Annotated in this window: 19 protein-coding genes and 1 pseudogene; 9 read left to right on the forward strand and 11 right to left on the reverse strand. The window is 60.2% G+C overall.

Translation table 11 applies throughout. The features are described from left to right. Positions 1 to 1095: 1095 nt before the first annotated feature. Positions 1096 to 1293: pseudogene (locus PSJE_RS32180) on the forward strand (HAMP domain-containing protein); the annotation flags it as partial. Between the two features lie 111 nt (positions 1294 to 1404). Next, a complete protein-coding gene (locus tag PSJE_RS32185) occupies positions 1405 to 2148 on the forward strand; it encodes a methyl-accepting chemotaxis protein (RefSeq protein WP_371918691.1) in 744 nt (247 codons plus the stop codon). Between the two features lie 111 nt (positions 2149 to 2259). Here the strand turns inward: PSJE_RS32185 and PSJE_RS12775 are convergent, their stop codons facing one another. Genes PSJE_RS12775 through PSJE_RS12785 form a run of 3 tightly spaced genes read right to left on the reverse strand, consistent with a single transcriptional unit; the run spans position 2260 to position 3371 of the window. After that, complete coding sequence (locus PSJE_RS12775; RefSeq protein WP_046041890.1) at positions 2260 to 2883, reverse strand: SOS response-associated peptidase; 624 nt, start codon at positions 2881 to 2883, stop codon at positions 2260 to 2262. A 35-nt stretch (positions 2884 to 2918) separates the two neighbouring features. Continuing rightward, positions 2919 to 3179, reverse strand: a complete 261-nt coding sequence (locus tag PSJE_RS12780) for a putative signal transducing protein (RefSeq protein WP_057713336.1) — start codon at positions 3177 to 3179, stop codon at positions 2919 to 2921. 9 nt (positions 3180 to 3188) lie between these two features. After that, complete coding sequence (locus tag PSJE_RS12785; RefSeq protein ID WP_053159662.1) at positions 3189 to 3371, reverse strand: CPXCG motif-containing cysteine-rich protein; 183 nt, start codon at positions 3369 to 3371, stop codon at positions 3189 to 3191. Between the two features lie 139 nt (positions 3372 to 3510). On the opposite strand from PSJE_RS12785, the gene PSJE_RS12790 reads away from it, so the two are divergent. Beyond that, positions 3511 to 4677, forward strand: a complete 1167-nt coding sequence (locus PSJE_RS12790) for a 1-acyl-sn-glycerol-3-phosphate acyltransferase (RefSeq protein ID WP_090457640.1) — start codon at positions 3511 to 3513, stop codon at positions 4675 to 4677. 173 nt (positions 4678 to 4850) lie between these two features. Here the strand turns inward: PSJE_RS12790 and PSJE_RS12795 are convergent, their stop codons facing one another. After that, positions 4851 to 5129: a hypothetical protein gene (locus PSJE_RS12795; protein WP_057713334.1), complete on the reverse strand. Its 279-nt coding sequence runs from the start codon at positions 5127 to 5129 to the stop codon at positions 4851 to 4853. A 190-nt stretch (positions 5130 to 5319) separates the two neighbouring features. On the opposite strand from PSJE_RS12795, the gene PSJE_RS12800 reads away from it, so the two are divergent. Next, on the forward strand, positions 5320 to 5526 hold the full coding sequence (locus PSJE_RS12800) for a hypothetical protein (protein ID WP_033052291.1): 207 nt from the start codon (positions 5320 to 5322) through the stop codon (positions 5524 to 5526). A gap of 119 nt (positions 5527 to 5645) precedes the next feature. Here PSJE_RS12800 and PSJE_RS12805 read toward each other — a convergent pair whose 3' ends face one another. Beyond that, positions 5646 to 6230 (reverse strand): YajG family lipoprotein, encoded by a 585-nt coding sequence (locus PSJE_RS12805; protein WP_057713333.1) that lies wholly within the window; start codon positions 6228 to 6230, stop codon positions 5646 to 5648. Positions 6231 to 6434: 204 nt separating this feature from the next. Here PSJE_RS12805 and PSJE_RS12810 point away from each other — a divergent pair, with 204 nt between their 5' ends. Together PSJE_RS12810 and mqo are read left to right on the forward strand one after the other, a co-directional pair. Further along, the gene (locus PSJE_RS12810; protein ID WP_057713332.1) at positions 6435 to 6674 is read left to right on the forward strand and encodes a hypothetical protein; all 240 of its coding nucleotides are present in this window, start codon (positions 6435 to 6437) and stop codon (positions 6672 to 6674) included. A 739-nt stretch (positions 6675 to 7413) separates the two neighbouring features. After that, complete coding sequence (gene mqo / locus PSJE_RS12815; RefSeq protein ID WP_057713331.1) at positions 7414 to 8922, forward strand: malate dehydrogenase (quinone); 1509 nt, start codon at positions 7414 to 7416, stop codon at positions 8920 to 8922. Between the two features lie 67 nt (positions 8923 to 8989). On the opposite strand, the gene PSJE_RS12820 is transcribed toward mqo, so the two are convergent. From PSJE_RS12820 to PSJE_RS12835, 4 genes are all read right to left on the reverse strand, one after another. After that, positions 8990 to 9277 (reverse strand): PA4642 family protein, encoded by a 288-nt coding sequence (locus PSJE_RS12820; protein WP_015096805.1) that lies wholly within the window; start codon positions 9275 to 9277, stop codon positions 8990 to 8992. 63 nt (positions 9278 to 9340) lie between these two features. Beyond that, positions 9341 to 9826 (reverse strand): hypothetical protein, encoded by a 486-nt coding sequence (locus PSJE_RS12825; protein WP_057713330.1) that lies wholly within the window; start codon positions 9824 to 9826, stop codon positions 9341 to 9343. A 170-nt stretch (positions 9827 to 9996) separates the two neighbouring features. Next, positions 9997 to 10470 carry a WbuC family cupin fold metalloprotein gene (locus PSJE_RS12830; RefSeq protein ID WP_057713329.1) on the reverse strand — a complete coding sequence of 158 codons (474 nt, stop codon included), beginning with the start codon at positions 10468 to 10470 and terminating at the stop codon, positions 9997 to 9999. Positions 10471 to 10473: 3 nt separating this feature from the next. Then, positions 10474 to 11031: a hypoxanthine-guanine phosphoribosyltransferase gene (locus tag PSJE_RS12835; RefSeq protein ID WP_008045996.1), complete on the reverse strand. Its 558-nt coding sequence runs from the start codon at positions 11029 to 11031 to the stop codon at positions 10474 to 10476. 166 nt (positions 11032 to 11197) lie between these two features. Here PSJE_RS12835 and upp point away from each other — a divergent pair, with 166 nt between their 5' ends. Both upp and PSJE_RS12845 read left to right on the forward strand, forming a co-directional pair. After that, on the forward strand, positions 11198 to 11836 hold the full coding sequence (gene upp, locus PSJE_RS12840; protein ID WP_053159679.1) for a uracil phosphoribosyltransferase: 639 nt from the start codon (positions 11198 to 11200) through the stop codon (positions 11834 to 11836). Between the two features lie 2 nt (positions 11837 to 11838). Beyond that, on the forward strand, positions 11839 to 13113 hold the full coding sequence (locus tag PSJE_RS12845; protein WP_057713328.1) for a uracil-xanthine permease family protein: 1275 nt from the start codon (positions 11839 to 11841) through the stop codon (positions 13111 to 13113). Between the two features lie 103 nt (positions 13114 to 13216). Here the strand turns inward: PSJE_RS12845 and hemH are convergent, their stop codons facing one another. Together hemH and PSJE_RS12855 are read right to left on the reverse strand one after the other, a co-directional pair. Next, a complete protein-coding gene (gene hemH, locus PSJE_RS12850) occupies positions 13217 to 14239 on the reverse strand; it encodes a ferrochelatase (RefSeq protein WP_090457642.1) in 1023 nt (340 codons plus the stop codon). 13 nt (positions 14240 to 14252) lie between these two features. Further along, positions 14253 to 15155 (reverse strand): TIGR01777 family oxidoreductase, encoded by a 903-nt coding sequence (locus PSJE_RS12855; protein ID WP_090457644.1) that lies wholly within the window; start codon positions 15153 to 15155, stop codon positions 14253 to 14255. 196 nt (positions 15156 to 15351) lie between these two features. On the opposite strand from PSJE_RS12855, the gene PSJE_RS12860 reads away from it, so the two are divergent. After that, entirely contained in the window at positions 15352 to 16338 is a 987-nt protein-coding gene (locus PSJE_RS12860; protein ID WP_057713325.1) for an NAD(P)/FAD-dependent oxidoreductase, read from the forward strand. The last annotated feature ends 10 nt before the right edge of the window (positions 16339 to 16348 follow it).

A 16348-nucleotide genomic window follows, 5' to 3' on the forward strand; every position in this document is an offset into this window, starting at 1 on the left:
GCCCCCATGAAATTCAAGTCGATCCAGTTTTCCGTGGCGGCCCTTGCCGGCGCCATTGTCCTTAGTGTCGTGGCAGCGCTGGTTGTGTACGCACTGTTCTCCGGCGCCCGGACGCAAGACATGGTCCAGGAGCGGACCCAGGCCCAATTCGAGCAAGTCATCGAACAACGCCTGACGTCCCTGGCGCAAACCCAGGTCAGCCAGATCCAGCGCGAACTCGAAGCACCGCTGCTGATTGCCGGCGGACTGGTGCGGGTCAACGCCCTGATCGGCACACCGGGTACCGATGGCCAGCCTTCACTGAGCCTTAGCCGCGAGCAACTGATCGGCCTGATCAAGGAAAACGTGGTCAAGAACCCGAAAATCCTCGGCACCTACATCGGCTGGGAAAAAGACGCGCTGGATCACAACGATGCGGCCTACGTCGGCACCCAGGTGGTCGGCATCGACGCCAGCAACGGGCGCTTCCTGCCCTGGTGGTTCCGCAACGACGACGGCACCCTGGGTCTGGACAAACTGGTGGACGTCGACGACCAGAAAACCCTGTCCACTGGCGTGCGCGCCAGCGAGTACTACCTGTGCTCGAAAGAAACCAAAAAATCCTGCGTGATCGACCCGGCGCCTTATAAGGTGGGCGACAAAATCGTCATGCTCGCCTCCTTTATTGAGCCAATCATGCTCAACGGTGCCTTCCAGGGCATCGTCGGCGCCGACCTGTCGGTGAACTTCATCCAGGAAATGCTCCTGGGCGCCAACCAGAAGCTTTACAGCGGCGCCGGGGAAATGGCCCTGATCGGCGGCAATGGCCGGATCGTTGCCTACACCAAGGATCCGAGCAAATTCGGCGAGAAGGTCAGCGACATCCTCGACAGCAAACAGATCGCCAACATGGCCAATCTCAAGCGCGGCGAAGTCACCTATACCGTCGACAAGGCCAAGGGCCGGATCGAGTTGTACCTGCCGTTCGGCATCGGCCAGACCGACGCCCGCTGGACCCTGATGCTGCAGTTGCCGCTGAATGCGGTCATGGCCGACCTGCAAAAGCTCCAGGCCGACCTGGACGCGCAGCGCAAATCCGACACCTTCGGCATGGCGATGGTTGGCCTGGTGATTGCCGGTATCGGCTTGCTGGTGATCTGGCTGGTGGGCCACGGCATCGCCCGCCCGCTCAAGCAGATGGTGGCCATGCTCGACGATATCGCCCAGGGCGAAGGCGACCTGACCCGACGCCTGACCAGCGATCGCGCCGATGAACTGGGCTCGATCGCCAAAGGCTTCAACACTTTCCTGGCCAAGTTGCAGGCGATGATCACCCAAGTGGTGACTTCGGTGCAGAGCGTCAGCGATTCGTCGGAACACACCGCCGACATCGCCATCCGCACCAACACCGGTGTGCACAAGCAAATGGCCGAGATTGATCAAGTGGCCACCGCCGTACAGGAAATGACCGCCACCGCCCAGGACGTCGCGCGCAATGCGACCCAGGCCGCACAGGCCGCCAGCCATGCCGATCAGGCCGCCAGCCAGGGCATGCAGATCGTGCGCGACACCTCGAACTCCATTGGTGCCCTCGCCGTGGAGATCGGCCGGGCCGTCGGCGTGGTGCAAACCCTGGCCAAGGACAGCGAAAACATCAACGCCATCCTCACCGCCATTCGCGGGATCGCCGAGCAGACCAACCTGCTGGCCCTTAACGCAGCCATCGAAGCCGCCCGTGCCGGTGAACAGGGCCGAGGTTTTGCCGTGGTGGCCGACGAGGTGCGTAACCTGGCGCAGAAGACGCAAAAGGCCACCGAAGAAATCCAGACCATGATCCAGCAACTGCAGCAAGGCACCCGGGATGTGGTGCGAGTCATGGAGGACAGCCAGAACCGCACGGACGAAAGCGTACTGCACGCATCGAAGGCCGCCGAAGCACTGGAAACCATTACTCAGGCAGTGTCGGTGATCAACGACATGAACACCCAGATTGCCAGCGCGGCCGAGGAGCAAAGTGCGGTGGCGGACGACATTAACCGCAACGTGATCAACATCGGCCAGGTGGCCAATGAAGTGGCCGGTGGGGCGGATGAGTCGAGCGCGGCCAGTGCGGACTTGACCAAACTGGCTGAGCAGCAGCGGCGGTTGATCAATCAGTTCCGGGTCTGATCCGAAGCCCCCATCGCGAGCAAGCTCGCTCCCACAGGGAATTTGTGACGCCACAGATCCAATGTGGGAGCGAGCTTGCTCGCGATAGGGCCGGTTCAGCCACCCATTAGCTCAACCCGGAGTAAGGCACTCCGGCCCATTGAGCTTCGGATCATTCACCATGTTGGCCAGCACCCGTTCGCGCAATGCCGCAGGTTCACTGGCCAGCAATGCTTGCAAAGCATGCAACGGCGTCTCGGGATCCAACCACGCGGCCTGCCCCGCCTCATCAAGAATCAACGGCCGCCGCTGGCTCGCTGCCGGCTGGGTAATCACCGCGGTACTCAGCCACACCTGCTCCTGCACCGGATACGCCTCCCAGATCGCCGCAAAAAATAATGACGAGCCCTCCCCTGGTGTCAGCCAATACGGGCGCTTGCGCGTCGTGCCGCGCCATTCGTAGAAACCATTGGCCGGCAACAGGCAGCGGCGCTCACGCAAGGCCTGGCGAAACATTGGCTGTTCGGCAACGGTTTCGGCGCGGGCGTGGGCCGGGGTGCGGGACAGATCGGTCAGCCAGGGTGGCGTCAGGCCCCAGCGGGCGCGGGCCAGCGTGCGCTGGCCGTCTGGCTCGGCCCGTAGCATCAACACCGAATCATTGGGGGAAATGTTCCACTGCGCCTGCTGGTCGGCGGGAAAACCGGGCAGCGCCGCGAAGGCGGGGTTCCAGCGAAACAGGGCATAACGTCCACACATGGGGCAGCACGACTCTTGATCAAACGAACGCCAGCCTAACAGACCAGCGTGCCGGGGAAGCTGTCCGGTTCATCGCCAGACAGCGGCAGCGCGGCATTGTACGCGGTGATCAGCTCGCGGGCGTATTCGGCCTGGTCGTTATCCACTGCCAAACCCAGCAAACCGAAAATCGGCAACTCACCGGTGGCTCCCACCAGATCGCGTCCCACCAGATGCGCCTCAATGCCCTCGCTGGCGAGCATGCCTTGCAGCAACTCGCCTTCCATCAGGTTTTCCGGGTCGTAGATGCGCTGCATACACGCTCCTCACTCGTTTTCGCTGAACACTTCGAGATGCCATTCCTCTTCATGAACCTGCAACACGAAGGTTATCGGCCGACAGCACACCTGGCAGTCTTCAATATAGGTCTGATCGCCACCGGACAAATCCAGCGTCGTCTCGACTTCCTCACCACAATACGGACATTCATATTGCGCAGTTTCCAGCATCGCGGTCTCCCAAGTGACTTGTGCGTATAATCGCCGGTCTATTTGCAGGGCTATTTTTGTCTGGCTACTTTTTCAGACCGTACCCCGCCGGTTTTCGATCAAAACCTTTACTTACCCTAGCCGTTTCTAACAAGAGAGCATGATGGGCGAATTCGATGCCATCCGACCTTACGACGACAGCGAAGTCCCAGCGGTGCTGGACCGGCTGCTCGGCGACAAGGCGTTTCTAGATATCCTCACCCACTTCCGCTTCCCGCGTTTCGCCGGCGCTTTAGGCTGGGCACTCAAACCTCTTATAGCCCATCGGCTGCGCCGTGAGTTTGCCGGCATTACCTCAGTGGCCACGCTGCAGGACAAAGTCGAGGTTTACGTCGACCACACCATTGAGCGTGCCACCGACGGTGTCACCTATACCGGGGTGGAGCAATTCAAGTCCGGCAGCGCCTATCTGTTCATCGCCAACCACCGCGACATCGTGATGGACCCGGCCTTCGTCAACTATGCCGTGTACCACGCCGGCCTGCCGACGCCACGCATCGCCATTGGCGATAACCTGCTGCAAAAGCCTTTTGTCAGCGACCTGATGCGCCTGAACAAGAGCTTCATCGTGCACCGCTCGATCAGCGGACGTCGGGAAAAAATGGCGGCTTATCAGCTGTTGTCGGCGTACATCAATCATTCGATCCGCAACGATTGCGCCTCGATCTGGATCGCCCAGGCCGAAGGACGAGCCAAGGACGGTGACGACCGTACCGAATCGGCAATCCTCAAGATGTTCCACATGAGCCGCAAGGACGAGCCGTTCGGCGAAGTCATTCAGTCGCTGAACCTGACCCCGGTGTCGATCAGCTACGAGTACGACCCGTGCGATCAGGCCAAGGCCCGCGAGCTTTACATCCGCGCCACCACCGGCAGCTACACCAAGGTGCCGGGCGAGGATGACGTGAGCATCGCCAAGGGCATCACCGGCTACAAGGGCCGGGTGCATGTGAACTTTGCCACGCCGATCACCGAACTGTTCGAAGACACCAAGCAATTGGCGGTCGAGATGGACCGGCAAATCCTCAGCGGATACCGCTTGTTCCCCGTGCACTACCTGGCTTACGCGCAGTGGAAGGACACCGATCCGCAGTTGCAGGTGCCGAAAGCCTCCGAAGTGTTCCCGGCCGAGGAACTGGCCAAGGCCCAGGAAGAATGGCAACGCCGCCTGGACGCCTGCCCTGAAGAGCATCGTCCATTCCTGGTGCTGCAATATGCGACGCCGGTGCGCAATCAGTACCGGGTGAAGGCAGGGTTGCCGCTGTAAGCGGTATCGGCCTGACGGCGCTTTTTGTGGCGAGGGGGCTTGCCCCCGTTGGGCTGCGAAGCGGCCCTAAAACCTAAGAAGGTTTTCCCTCTGACACAGCGTCCCTGTCGAGGTGACGACGGCTTCGCCGCCGAACGGGGGCAAGCCCCCTCGCCACAGGGTTTACTTCAGCCTCAGACCTGAGTACTGATCCACGACACCAGCAGTGCCATCCCCATGCAGGCAAAGCCGAAGATGTAGAAAAACCGGTTCTTGCGCAAGGTCGCCCAGTCCAGCGTGGGCTCTACGCTGGGGCTGCTCTGGCGCTGCGCCTGCAAACTGGCCATCGCGCGCAGTTCGCGACGACGGGTGGCGTGCAGCAACCAGCCGCCGGGGAAGGCAAAGAACAAGGCCAGCAGATTGATCAATTTGGCGGGATGGGCGGTAAACAGCGTCATCAAGTGCAGCGACATCACAAACCTCAAGTAACACAGGTGGCAGGTGCCGGACCGGCGACCGCGGCGCGGATTCTACCGAAAGCCTGCGCGTCTGCCCTCTGTTTCCGACAAGTAACGAAGCTTTTGATCAATGGTTGTCCTGAGTCACGGCTTCGTCATCTGTATCGGCGAACATGCGCGCCTCGAAACCGACACGGATCACGTCATGCTCCACGCCGAAAACCAGGATCGTCTTTACCTCATCACCCCCAGCGAAGAACAACAAGCCCTCGTCGGCAGCCTCGCCTTCAACGTTCAGGACCGCCACTGGCTGGTGTATTGCGCACTCGGTGGCCACCAGCATGCGGATTTGCCGGAGGCGGATTTGCTGACGGGCGTGAGCGTGCTGGATTTTTACTCGCAAGCCGCCTGAAACCGATCTGTAGGAGCGAGCTTGCTCGCGATGGACTTGAGGACGCCGCTGGGTATCAGATTCCCCGCGTAATCGTTAACGACCATCGCGAGCAGGCTCGCTCCTGCAGTGGGCTCGCATTACTCGCCGAGAACCTGCCCCACAGTCGGGTCCTTGAACAGGCGGGTCAAGGCATCACTGAGCACATCGCTGACCAGCTTGGTGTTGGTTTCCTGGTTCGGCGCCATACCGAAGCGCTGGTCCAGGGAAGCACCATAACGGCCGCTGTAGCGACGGTTGGCGTTCTGCACATCCGAGCGGAAGGTCGCGCCGATGGTGGCTTCGGTCACGTACATGCCTTCTTTAGGCGACTGATACTTCAGCTCGGCCAGGGTCACGGTGATTTGCGGTGCGTTCGCCGCATTGGCGGTCGGGGTGAAACCCAACAGGCGCACGGCAGCTTCGGCCTGAGCCTGCAGTTTCGGCAGAATCTGCGCGCCTTGTACGGTAATCGCGCTGGTCTCCGGGTACAGGCCACCACGGGTGCCGAGGGTTGGCGACGGACGTCCGTCCACCACACGCACCACAACAGGCTGACCGTGGCCGACGGGCGCCAGTTGAGCCGTCAGCTTGGGTTCCGGGCTCAGTTGTTGCGGGCTGTGGGCGCAGCCAACCAGGGTCAAACTGGTCACAGTGATCAAACCGAACAACAGGCGTTGCAACATGCTCTTCTCTCCAGAATCAGGCACAAACAGGCCGGCAGTATAGCGGTGCGCCACTGCGGGTAACCAGCACCTCACAGTGTTTGATGAAATCTCTGACAAGCCCTTGGCAACGCGGTTCCTGTCATGCAGATGTCACCCCTCATACACTTGCACGTAATGGCCTGCAGGCAATCTTCTCGGCAGACACCCAAACGGTATATCGCCATGCGCCATCTGATCTCTCTGTTCGCGCCACGCCCACTGCATCGCTGCTTCGCCCTGCTCGACCGCAACGGCCGTTGCCAGGCCTTCAAACAGTGCAGCCTCCAGCCCATGGGCGATGGCTGGGTTGAAATCGAAGAGATCCGCTTGAACTGGCTGAATCAGCCGCTGCCTGCCGGTGCCCGCGTCGTTTCGCAGCAGCACCGGCCACGCTCGCGTGCACAGCAAATGATGACGACCTGACCAAACACCTAATAAAAGTCATTAAACACGACCATTTCCCTGCGTTTCTTAGATACAATCTCCCCCCGATTATAAGGACGTCTCCTGATCGGGCCTCGCAGCATCGTCAATGCGCTTGTATTGACACCCCCGCACCGCCCACAGAGAGCCGCCCACACAGATCGAGTGAAGCTGGCGCGCTTGCTGTTTTGTTGAGCAAAACCTCCACTTTTCGCGAATCTGCAGAGCTGTCATTACGCTCGGTCACTGAGCTGTTTGCCCGTTTTGCCTGCCCTGTATCCCATGGCGGCAATCCATCCGGGCACGGTGCCAGGCTGGGACAGCCCTTTTTGAGGTTCACGTCTTCAAAAGAGCGTGAAAAAAACGGGTTTTCACAACTTCACAAGAGTGTGGCGAGCAAATGAATAGTTTTGCGTCTGAACATGCACCATTAGCGTCTACAACAGCCCAACGACACAGGACCGAGTATTCCTCGAACACCGGAGCCTGAAGCCTGTCCGCTACGGATTTGGTTGCACAAACGGATGTATCGACCATAAGTCGAATTGCCTCCCGCGCGCTGAAATGAGTTCATATGGCTCATTAGGCCTGGCAGGTAGCGTCCGTCGAAGTTGCGATAAATTGCGAAGATTCGGACATGGCGATCCTGCCATGGGTACCTGGGGCAACACTGACACGCCCCGTCACTCCTGGCAGCCATGCCGACAATTTGGTGCTGCAGATTTTGGAGACGCGTTAAATGGCGCATAACGAAGCAGTCGACGTAGTACTGGTTGGGGCCGGCATCATGAGTGCCACCCTTGCAGTACTGCTCAAAGAGCTCGACCCCGCGATCAAGCTGGAAGTCGTCGAGCTGATGGATTCCGGTGCCGCGGAGAGTTCCAACCCGTGGAACAACGCCGGTACCGGTCACGCCGGGCTGTGTGAGCTCAACTACACGCCGCAGGCCGCCGATGGCGCCGTCGACATCAAGAAAGCCGTGCACATCAACACCCAGTTCGAGGTGTCGAAGCAATTCTGGTCGTATCTGACCAAAAAAGGCACGTTCGGCTCGTGCAAATCGTTTATCAGCCCGGTGCCACACCTGAGTTTCGTGCAGGGCGACAGCGGCGTATCCTTCCTCAAGGAACGCTTCAAGGTGCTGAGCAAGCACCACGCCTTCGCCGACATGGAGTACACCGAAGACAAGGCCAAAATGGCCGAGTGGATGCCGCTGATGATGCCTGGTCGCGATCCTGGCGAAACCCTCGCCGCGACCCGCGTGATCAATGGCACCGACGTCAACTTCGGCGCCCTGACCAACCAGTTGCTCAAGCACCTGACCAGCGCACCCGATGCCCAGGTCAAGTACTGCAAGCGCGTGACCGGCCTCAAGCGCAGCAACGGCGGCTGGACTGTCAGCATCAAGGACGTCAACAGCGGCAACACCCGTGAAGTCGACGCCAAGTTCGTTTTCCTCGGCGCGGGCGGTGCGGCATTGCCGCTGCTGCAGGCCTCGGGCATCGAAGAGAGCAAAGGCTTCGGCGGCTTCCCGATCAGCGGCCAATGGCTGCGTTGCGACAACCCGGAAGTGGTCAAGCACCACCAGGCCAAGGTCTACAGCCAGGCTGCCGTGGGTTCGCCACCAATGTCCGTGCCGCACCTGGACACCCGCGTCGTTGAAGGCAAGAAATCCCTGCTGTTCGGACCGTACGCCGGCTTCACCACCAAGTTCCTCAAGCACGGTTCCTTCATGGACCTGCCGATGTCGGTTCGCGCCGGCAACATCGGGCCGATGCTGTCCGTGGCAAAAAACAACATGGACCTGACCAAATACCTGGTCAGCGAAGTGATGCAGTCGATGGAGCAGCGCCTGGAGTCCCTGCGTCGCTTCTACCCTGAGGCGAAAGCTGAAGACTGGCGCCTGGAAGTGGCCGGTCAACGGGTGCAGATCATCAAGAAAGACCCGAAGAAAGGCGGCGTCCTGCAATTCGGTACCGAACTGGTCGCGGCCAAGGACGGTTCCCTGGCGGCACTGCTCGGCGCTTCGCCAGGTGCCTCGGTGACCGTTTCGATCATGCTTGAGCTGATCGAAAAATGCTTCCCGGGCAAAGCCAAGGGCGAATGGGCCACCAAACTGGCCGAAATTTTCCCGGCCCGGGAAAAGGTCCTGGAAACCGACGCTGCGCTGTATCGCAAGATCAACACGCAGAACAACGTTGCCCTGGAACTGGTTGAAGCCAGCAGCGAGACCGAAAGCTACGCTTGATTCGGCCTTATAAAAAACGCCCCGTTCTCACTGAGAGCGGGGCGTTTTTTTTATGGCTGAAATTTACTCAGCCGCGAGCTTTTTCGATCAGCTCAATGTAGTCCGGCGCGTTGCGCTGATCCTTGATCAGGGCGACGAAGTCATTGCCGTGCTCATCCTTGCCATTCACGTCGTAACCCGCTTCGACGAAGAACGTCAGGAAACGCTCGAAATCGTCGATGCGCAGGCCACGGTAGGCCTTGACCAGTTTGTGCAGGGACGGAGAAGTCGCGTCGACCGGTTCGAAATCGAGGAACAACTTGATCTGCTCATCACCGATCTCGTCACCAATCACTTGTTTTTTATCTTTACGCATTGCCGACTCCAGCTCGCAGACATTTCACGGGGCGGGCAGTTTACCCCTGCGCGGGCTCAAGGCTCAACGCGCACGAGTGCTGCCGGTGTGCAGATCAGCCCAGACATGGCCATTGGCGTAGCTGAGAAACTGGCAATACACCGTGTCGTTGCGCAACAAGTCGATCACCACCCGGTATTGAGCGAGCGGGTAAAAGAGGGTCAGGGTTTTGCTCTTATCGTCGTAGACCGGCTTCTTCAGGCTTTTGCTTTCACCATCGAAGTTGACCAGCACCTGACTGATGGTGGCGCCCTTGTTCAGGGATTTGCCCTTGAGCCGAATCATCAGCGGCGAAGTGACCGGAATCGGCTGTTGATTGGATTGACGCTGAGCGCCGACCACCACCGAATAATCGGTGACCTGCATCAGTTGCTGCTGCTCGGGATCGGCATCGCGCAGCGTGAGATCGTCCGGCGGCAGGAATTGGCTGTGCATGAGCGCCGGCGCGGCGGCCAGTGGCAGGCTGAGGGTCAGCAACAGGGCGGCGCAACTGCGGATCAAAGGGCTCATGACAGGTTCCGGAATCGGGGCCGAACACTCTAGCATGAGCAAACGGACGTGGTTCAAATGCACAGAAGCCACTGTGGGAGCGAGCTTGCTCGCGATGACGTCGGCACATCCAGCATCAATGTGTCAGTGACATCGCCATCGCGAGCAAGCTCGCTCCCACAGGGTACCGATCAGTCGAACTGCGCGCGCATCCAGGCCTGATACTCGGCAACACCCGGCTCGCCTTCGCGCGGCGCCCAATGCGCCAGCTCACCCTCACCGACCGGGCGGTAAGGACCGGCCTTGCATTCGAACATCAGGCTGTCGGCCTCCAGCACCACCAAACCGTGGAACACACCGGTTGGCAGGTCCACGCCAACACAGTCCCCACCGGCCTGCAGCACGGTCTTGCTCAACACCGCACCGGCCTCGTCAAAGATCAACACGCCCAGCCGCCCCTTGAGGACCAACAGGGTTTCGGCCTTGTTGTCGCCCAAATGCCGATGAGGCGGGATATACGTGGATGGCTGCAGCCCCACCGCCATGCGATGACAGGCGTCTTCCATCTGATGGAAATTGTGGTGCTGGCGCCCACGAGGATTGGCCGCGGCTTTCCCGGCCAGTTCGGCGAACAAGGTCTGATCCAGAAAGCGAGGCGTATCCATGTCTTACATTCCTTTAACGGCGAAAATCCCGTTGGCGTTACGCCAGTAACCTTTGTAGTCCATGCCATAACCGAAGATGTAGCGGTCAATGCACGGCAAACCGACGAAATCGGCCTTGAGGTCCGGGCGGGCCTTGCGGTCGTGGTCTTTGTCGATCAGCACGGCGGTGTGCACTTTGCGGGCACCGGCGTGCTTGCAGAAGTCGATGATCGCGCCCAGGGTGTGACCTTCGTCGAGGATGTCGTCGATGATCAGTACGTCACGGTCGATGAAAGAAACTTCCGGCTTGGCTTTCCAGAACAGATCGCCGCCGCTGGTTTCGTTGCGATAACGGGTGGCGTGCAGGTAGGACGCTTCCAGCGGGAAGTGCAGATAGGTCAGCAGCTTGCCGGAGAAAATCAGCCCGCCGTTCATCACGCAGAACACCACTGGGTTGGAATCCGCCAGTTGATCGTTGATTTGTGCACCGACGCGGGCGATGGCCGCCTCGACTTCAGCTTCGGTGTACAGGCAGTCAGCCTCTCGCATGATTTGACGGATATGCTCGAGATCAGCAGACATGGTGCTCTCCAAAGGGGTGGCGGAATCAGGAAAAGCGGGCAAAGGTACGCATCAAGCGAGGCCAGATCAAGCGTTTGTGGACTAACGTACTGTATGTCTATAGGACAACACCCTCGGATAGATTAATCTAGGCCGGTTTTTTTGCCCGCCGCCGGAGCCTTTCCCCATGCCCATCCATGAGATCCGCCACCCGCTGATCCGTCATAAACTTGGCCTTATGCGCCGCGCAGACATCAGCACCAAGAATTTCCGTGAGCTCGCTCAGGAAGTCGGCGCGCTGCTGACCTATGAAGCCACCAAAGACCTGCCGCTGGAATCCTACGATATCGAAGGCTGGTGCGGCACAGTGTCGGTCGAGAAAATCGCCGGCAAGAAGATTACCGTCGTACCGATCCTGCGCGCCGGCATCGGCATGCTTGAGGGCGTGCTCAGCCTGATCCCGGGCGCCAAGGTCAGCGCCGTGGGCGTTGCCCGCAACGAAGAAACCCTGCAGGCCCACACCTACCTGGAAAAACTGGTTCCGGAAATCGACGAACGCCTGGCGATGATCATCGACCCGATGCTCGCCACCGGCAGCTCCATGGTTGCCACCATCGACCTGCTGAAAAAGGCCGGCTGCCGGGACATCCGCGCCATGGTGCTGGTTGCCGCCCCGGAAGGCATCGCCGCTGTAGAAAAAGCTCACCCGGACGTGATCATCTACACCGCTTCCATTGATCAAAAACTGAACGAACACGGCTACATCATCCCAGGGTTGGGCGATGCCGGTGACAAGATCTTCGGCACCAAGCAGAAGGACGCGTGACCATGCAGCAAGAGTTCAACGATCCGCTCTGGCGCACGGTGCTGTCGGGTGCACAGATGCTGTTCGTGGCCTTTGGCGCCCTGGTGTTGATGCCGCTGATTACCGGTCTCGACCCGAACGTGGCGCTGTTCACGGCCGGCCTGGGGACGATCCTGTTCCAGATCGTCACCGGGCGTCAGGTGCCGGTGTTCCTGGCATCGAGCTTTGCCTTCATCACCCCGATCATTCTCGCCAAGGGCCAGTTCGGCCTGGCCGCGACCATGGGCGGCGTGATGGCGGCAGGTTTCGTCTACACCTTCCTCGGCCTCGCGGTGAAGATCAAAGGCACCGGCTTCATCGACCGCTTGTTGCCGCCAGTGGTGATCGGGCCGGTGATCATTTCGATCGGCCTGGCCATGGCGCCGATTGCCGCCAACATGGCCATGGGCAAGGCCGGCGACGGCAGTGAGTTGATTCATTACCAGACGGCAATGATGATTTCGATGCCCGCTCTGCTGACCACACTGATCGTCGCGGTTTTCGGCAAGGGCATCTTTCGCCTGGTGCCGATCATCTCCGGCGTGCTGGTGGGTTTTGGCATGGCGTTCTACTTCGGTGTGGTCGACACCGCGAAGATTGCGGCGGCACCGTGGTTCGCCATCCCGCACTTCACCGCACCGGAATTCAACTGGCAGGCGATTCTGTTCATCGTTCCGGTGGCCTTGGCCCCGGCCATCGAACACATCGGCGGCGTGATTGCCGTGGGTAGCGTGACCGGTCGCGATTACCTGAAGAAGCCCGGCCTGCACCGCACGCTGCTCGGCGATGGCATCGCCACCACGGCGGCCGGTCTGTTCGGCGGCCCGCCCAACACCACCTACGCCGAAGTGACCGGCGCAGTCATGCTGACCAAGAACTACAACCCGAAAATCATGACCTGGGCGGCGATCTTCGCCATCAGCCTGGCGTTCATCGGTAAATTCGGCGCACTGCTGCAAAGCATTCCGGTGCCGGTGATGGGCGGGATTCTGTGCCTGTTGTTCGGTTCGATTGCGGCGGTGGGGATGAATACGCTGATCCGCCACAAGATCGATCTGGGCGAGGCGCGCAATCTGGTGATTGTTTCGGTGACCCTGGTGTTCGGGATCGGCGGCGTGCTGATCGGCACCGGCACCGGGCCGGACGATTTCGGCCTCAAGGGTATCGCGCTGTGCGCGGTGGTGGCGATCGGCTTGAACCTGATCCTGCCGGGCAATGACAGCTGGAAGCACAAGAAGGCGAATGAGCCGCTGATCTGACAGCTTGAGATATTTGTAGTCTGCCAGACAGCTATCGCGAGCAAGCTCGCTCCCACAATTTGGAATGCATTTCCCTGTGGGAGCGGGCTTGCTCGCGAAGCTTTTAAAGCGCCAACGGCGCCCTTTCGCACAACGCACTCAACGCCTTCGCCCAATGCGGGTCATCGTTGAGGCACGGCACCAGCACCAGGTCCTCCCCCCCCGCTGCGCGGAATTGCTCCTTGCCGCGATCACCGATCTCTTCAAGGGTCTCGATGCAATCGGCTACGAACGCCGGGCACATCACCAGAATCTTTTTCACGCCGCTTTTGGCCAACTCATCGAGGCGCGCTTCGGTGTAGGGTTCGATCCATTTGGCGCGCCCCAGCCGCGACTGAAACGACACCGACCACTTGCCCTCCGGCAATCCCATGCGCTTGGCGAACTCTGCCGCCGTACGCAGGCACTGGCCGCGATAACAGGTGGCGACCACCTCCGGCGGCGCACCGGCGCAGCAATCACCGCCACCCTCAAAGCTGTGACCGGGGTTGAGCTTCTTCAGATGCCGTTCCGGCAAGCCATGAAAGCTCATCAGCAAGTGATCGAAATCCTGCTGCAAATGCGGCCGGGTCGTGGCCACCAGCGCATCGAGGTATTCCGGTTGGTCGTAGAACGGCTGGAGCACCGACAACTGCACGTCGAGGTTTTTCTCGCGTACCACGCGCCTGGCCTCTTCTATGACCGTAGTCGTGGTGCTGTCGGCGAACTGTGGATAAAGCGGCGCCAGGGTGATTCGCTTGTGCCCCGCCGCGACCAGGCGCACCAGCGCCGATTCGATCGACGGCTCGCCGTAACGCATTGCCAGCTCGACCGGGCCGTGTTGCCACTGACTGGTCATCGCTTGTTGCAGGCGACGGCTGAGCACCACCAGCGGCGAGCCCTCGTCCCACCAGATCGAGGCATAAGCATGGGCCGACTGCTCGGGACGCTTGATCAGGATCAGCGACACCAGCAGCCGTCGAACCGGCCATGGCAGGTCGATCACGTACGGGTCCATCAGAAATTGATTGAGGTAGCTGCGCACATCCGCCACCGAGGTGGAGGCAGGTGAACCCAGGTTGACCAGAAGCAAAGCGTGATCGGTCATGCAACGTCCTATTTCAAAGGCGACTGGACAGATCGTCCAAAGCCGCGCGCAAATCCGTGAACTTAAAAGTGAAACCTGCCTGTAACAAACGCACTGGAGTGGCGCGCTGTCCACCCAGCAACAACGAAGACAATTCGCCCAGGCCTACTTTCAAGGCAAGGGTCGGCATCGGCATGAACGCCGGGCGATGCAGCACGCTACCCAGTGTTTTGGCAAACTCGCGATTACGCACGGGTTCGGGCGCGCACGCATTATAGGGACCGCTGGCCTCGTTGCGATGCAGAAGAAAATCAATCAGGGCGATTTGATCGTCGATATGAATCCACGGCATCCACTGCCGGCCGTTGCCGATCGGCCCTCCCAGGCCCAGTTTGAACGGCAGTAACAGCCGCGACAAAAAGCCGCCCTCTGCCGACAGCACCAACCCGGTTCGAATAAGGATGACGCGAATGCCCAGCACCTCAGCTCGCTGTGCGGTCTCTTCCCAGGCGATGCATAACTGACTGGCAAAATCATCGATGACCGGTGGCGACTCTTCGGTCAACTCACGTTCGCCACCATCGCCATACCAGCCGATTGCAGAACCGGAGATCAGCACCTGCGGTTTCTGTGCGCGGCTTTCAAGCCAGGCCAGAAGGGTTTCGGTCAGCGTGATGCGGCTACTCCACAACAGGGCTTTGCGTTTGTGCGTCCAGAGTCGGTCGGCAATCGGTGCCCCGGCAAGATTGATAATCGCATCGACAGGTTCTTGCCCCAGATCCTCCAGCCGTGCAACTCCACGCACTTGGGCACCACATATTTTCGCGACATTTTCAGGTTGGCGACTCCAGACCGTCAGGCGATATCCCTGACCCGACCAGTGCCGGCAAAGCTGACGTCCTATCAAACCAGTACCGCCGGTCAGCAATATGTGCATGACTTCTTCCTCGCGTGGCGTTTTACCTTGTCCATTAGTCTATTTTTATAAGCAGGGATCTTTGGTATCGAGCAGGCTCTATGTTTAACAATAGGCCAAGCTGTCAGATCGAGAACGCTAAAAGTTATACCAAAAAACAATATTGTACAGGTTTGAACCCCGGCGTAGTCTGTACAGAAAGGTAAACGAGGCCCCTATGACTGTACCTATCGCAATCATCGGCACCGGCATTGCCGGACTCTCCGCCGCCCAGGCCCTGACGGACCTCGGGCACGTGGTCCAACTGTTCGATAAAAGTCGCGGCAGCGGCGGGCGCATGTCGAGCAAGCGCAGCGATGCGGGTGCTCTGGACATGGGCGCGCAGTATTTCACTGCCCGCGACCGGCGTTTTGTCAACGAAGTCCAGCGCTGGCAAGCCAAGGGCTGGGTCGCCGAATGGACGCCGCAGCTGTACACCTACCATGGCGGCCAACTCAACCTGTCGCCGGACGAGCAGACCCGCTGGGTCGGCACGCCTCGCATGAGCGCCATCACCCGCGCCCTGCTCGGTGACCTCGAAGTGCATTTCGCCTGTCGGATCACCGAGGTCTATCGCGGTGAAGAACACTGGCACCTGCAGGACGCCGAAGGCTTCACCCACGGACCGTTCAGCCATGTGGTCATCGCCACGCCGGCCCCACAGGCCACGGCTCTGCTGGCATCGGCGCCGAAACTCGCCGGGGCCGCCGCCGGGGTGAAAATGGACCCGACCTGGGCCATCGCCCTGGCCTTCGAAACGCCGCTGGAAACGCCCATGGAAGGCTGCTTCGTACAGGACAGCCCCCTCGACTGGCTGGCCCGAAACCGCAGTAAACCCGGACGCGACAACACCCTCGACACATGGGTCTTGCATGCCACCAGCGCCTGGAGTCGCCAGCACATCGACCTGTCCAAGGAAGCGGTGATCGAACAGTTGCACGGCGCATTTGCCGAACTGCTGCACGATTCAATGCCCGCGCCGAGCTTCAGCCTCGCCCACCGCTGGCTCTACGCCCGCCCCGCCAGCAGTCACGAATGGGGCACCCTGGCCGATGCCGACCTGGGGCTGTACGCCTGTGGCGACTGGTGCCTGTCCGGACGCGTCGAAGGGGCCTGGCTCAGCGGTCAGGAGGCCGCCCGCCGCTTGCATGAGCACCTGCAGTAAAGAGCATCAA

Source organism: Pseudomonas jessenii (assembly GCF_002236115.1).
GTDB lineage: Bacteria > Pseudomonadota > Gammaproteobacteria > Pseudomonadales > Pseudomonadaceae > Aquipseudomonas > Aquipseudomonas jessenii.

Excerpts from the sequence above, each read along its gene's own strand:
- PSJE_RS12795 (WP_057713334.1), bottom strand. The coding sequence starts at position 5,129 with ATGTCGCTGCACTTGATGACGCTGTTTACCGCCCATCCCGCCAAATTG.
- PSJE_RS12785 (WP_053159662.1), bottom strand. The coding sequence starts at position 3,371 with ATGCTGGAAACTGCGCAATATGAATGTCCGTATTGTGGTGAGGAAGTC.
- hemH (WP_090457642.1), bottom strand. The coding sequence starts at position 14,239 with ATGACCGATCACGCTTTGCTTCTGGTCAACCTGGGTTCACCTGCCTCC.
- PSJE_RS12825 (WP_057713330.1), bottom strand. The coding sequence starts at position 9,826 with ATGAGCCCTTTGATCCGCAGTTGCGCCGCCCTGTTGCTGACCCTCAGC.
- PSJE_RS12775 (WP_046041890.1), bottom strand. The coding sequence starts at position 2,883 with ATGTGTGGACGTTATGCCCTGTTTCGCTGGAACCCCGCCTTCGCGGCG.
- PSJE_RS12800 (WP_033052291.1), top strand. The coding sequence starts at position 5,320 with ATGCTCCACGCCGAAAACCAGGATCGTCTTTACCTCATCACCCCCAGC.
- PSJE_RS12780 (WP_057713336.1), bottom strand. The coding sequence starts at position 3,179 with ATGCAGCGCATCTACGACCCGGAAAACCTGATGGAAGGCGAGTTGCTG.
- PSJE_RS12860 (WP_057713325.1), top strand. The coding sequence starts at position 15,352 with ATGACTGTACCTATCGCAATCATCGGCACCGGCATTGCCGGACTCTCC.
- mqo (WP_057713331.1), top strand. The coding sequence starts at position 7,414 with ATGGCGCATAACGAAGCAGTCGACGTAGTACTGGTTGGGGCCGGCATC.
- PSJE_RS12845 (WP_057713328.1), top strand. The coding sequence starts at position 11,839 with ATGCAGCAAGAGTTCAACGATCCGCTCTGGCGCACGGTGCTGTCGGGT.
- upp (WP_053159679.1), top strand. The coding sequence starts at position 11,198 with ATGCCCATCCATGAGATCCGCCACCCGCTGATCCGTCATAAACTTGGC.
- PSJE_RS12790 (WP_090457640.1), top strand. The coding sequence starts at position 3,511 with ATGATGGGCGAATTCGATGCCATCCGACCTTACGACGACAGCGAAGTC.
- PSJE_RS12855 (WP_090457644.1), bottom strand. The coding sequence starts at position 15,155 with ATGCACATATTGCTGACCGGCGGTACTGGTTTGATAGGACGTCAGCTT.
- PSJE_RS32185 (WP_371918691.1), top strand. The coding sequence starts at position 1,405 with ATGGCCGAGATTGATCAAGTGGCCACCGCCGTACAGGAAATGACCGCC.
- PSJE_RS12805 (WP_057713333.1), bottom strand. The coding sequence starts at position 6,230 with ATGTTGCAACGCCTGTTGTTCGGTTTGATCACTGTGACCAGTTTGACC.
- PSJE_RS12820 (WP_015096805.1), bottom strand. The coding sequence starts at position 9,277 with ATGCGTAAAGATAAAAAACAAGTGATTGGTGACGAGATCGGTGATGAG.
- PSJE_RS12835 (WP_008045996.1), bottom strand. The coding sequence starts at position 11,031 with ATGTCTGCTGATCTCGAGCATATCCGTCAAATCATGCGAGAGGCTGAC.
- PSJE_RS12810 (WP_057713332.1), top strand. The coding sequence starts at position 6,435 with ATGCGCCATCTGATCTCTCTGTTCGCGCCACGCCCACTGCATCGCTGC.
- PSJE_RS12830 (WP_057713329.1), bottom strand. The coding sequence starts at position 10,470 with ATGGATACGCCTCGCTTTCTGGATCAGACCTTGTTCGCCGAACTGGCC.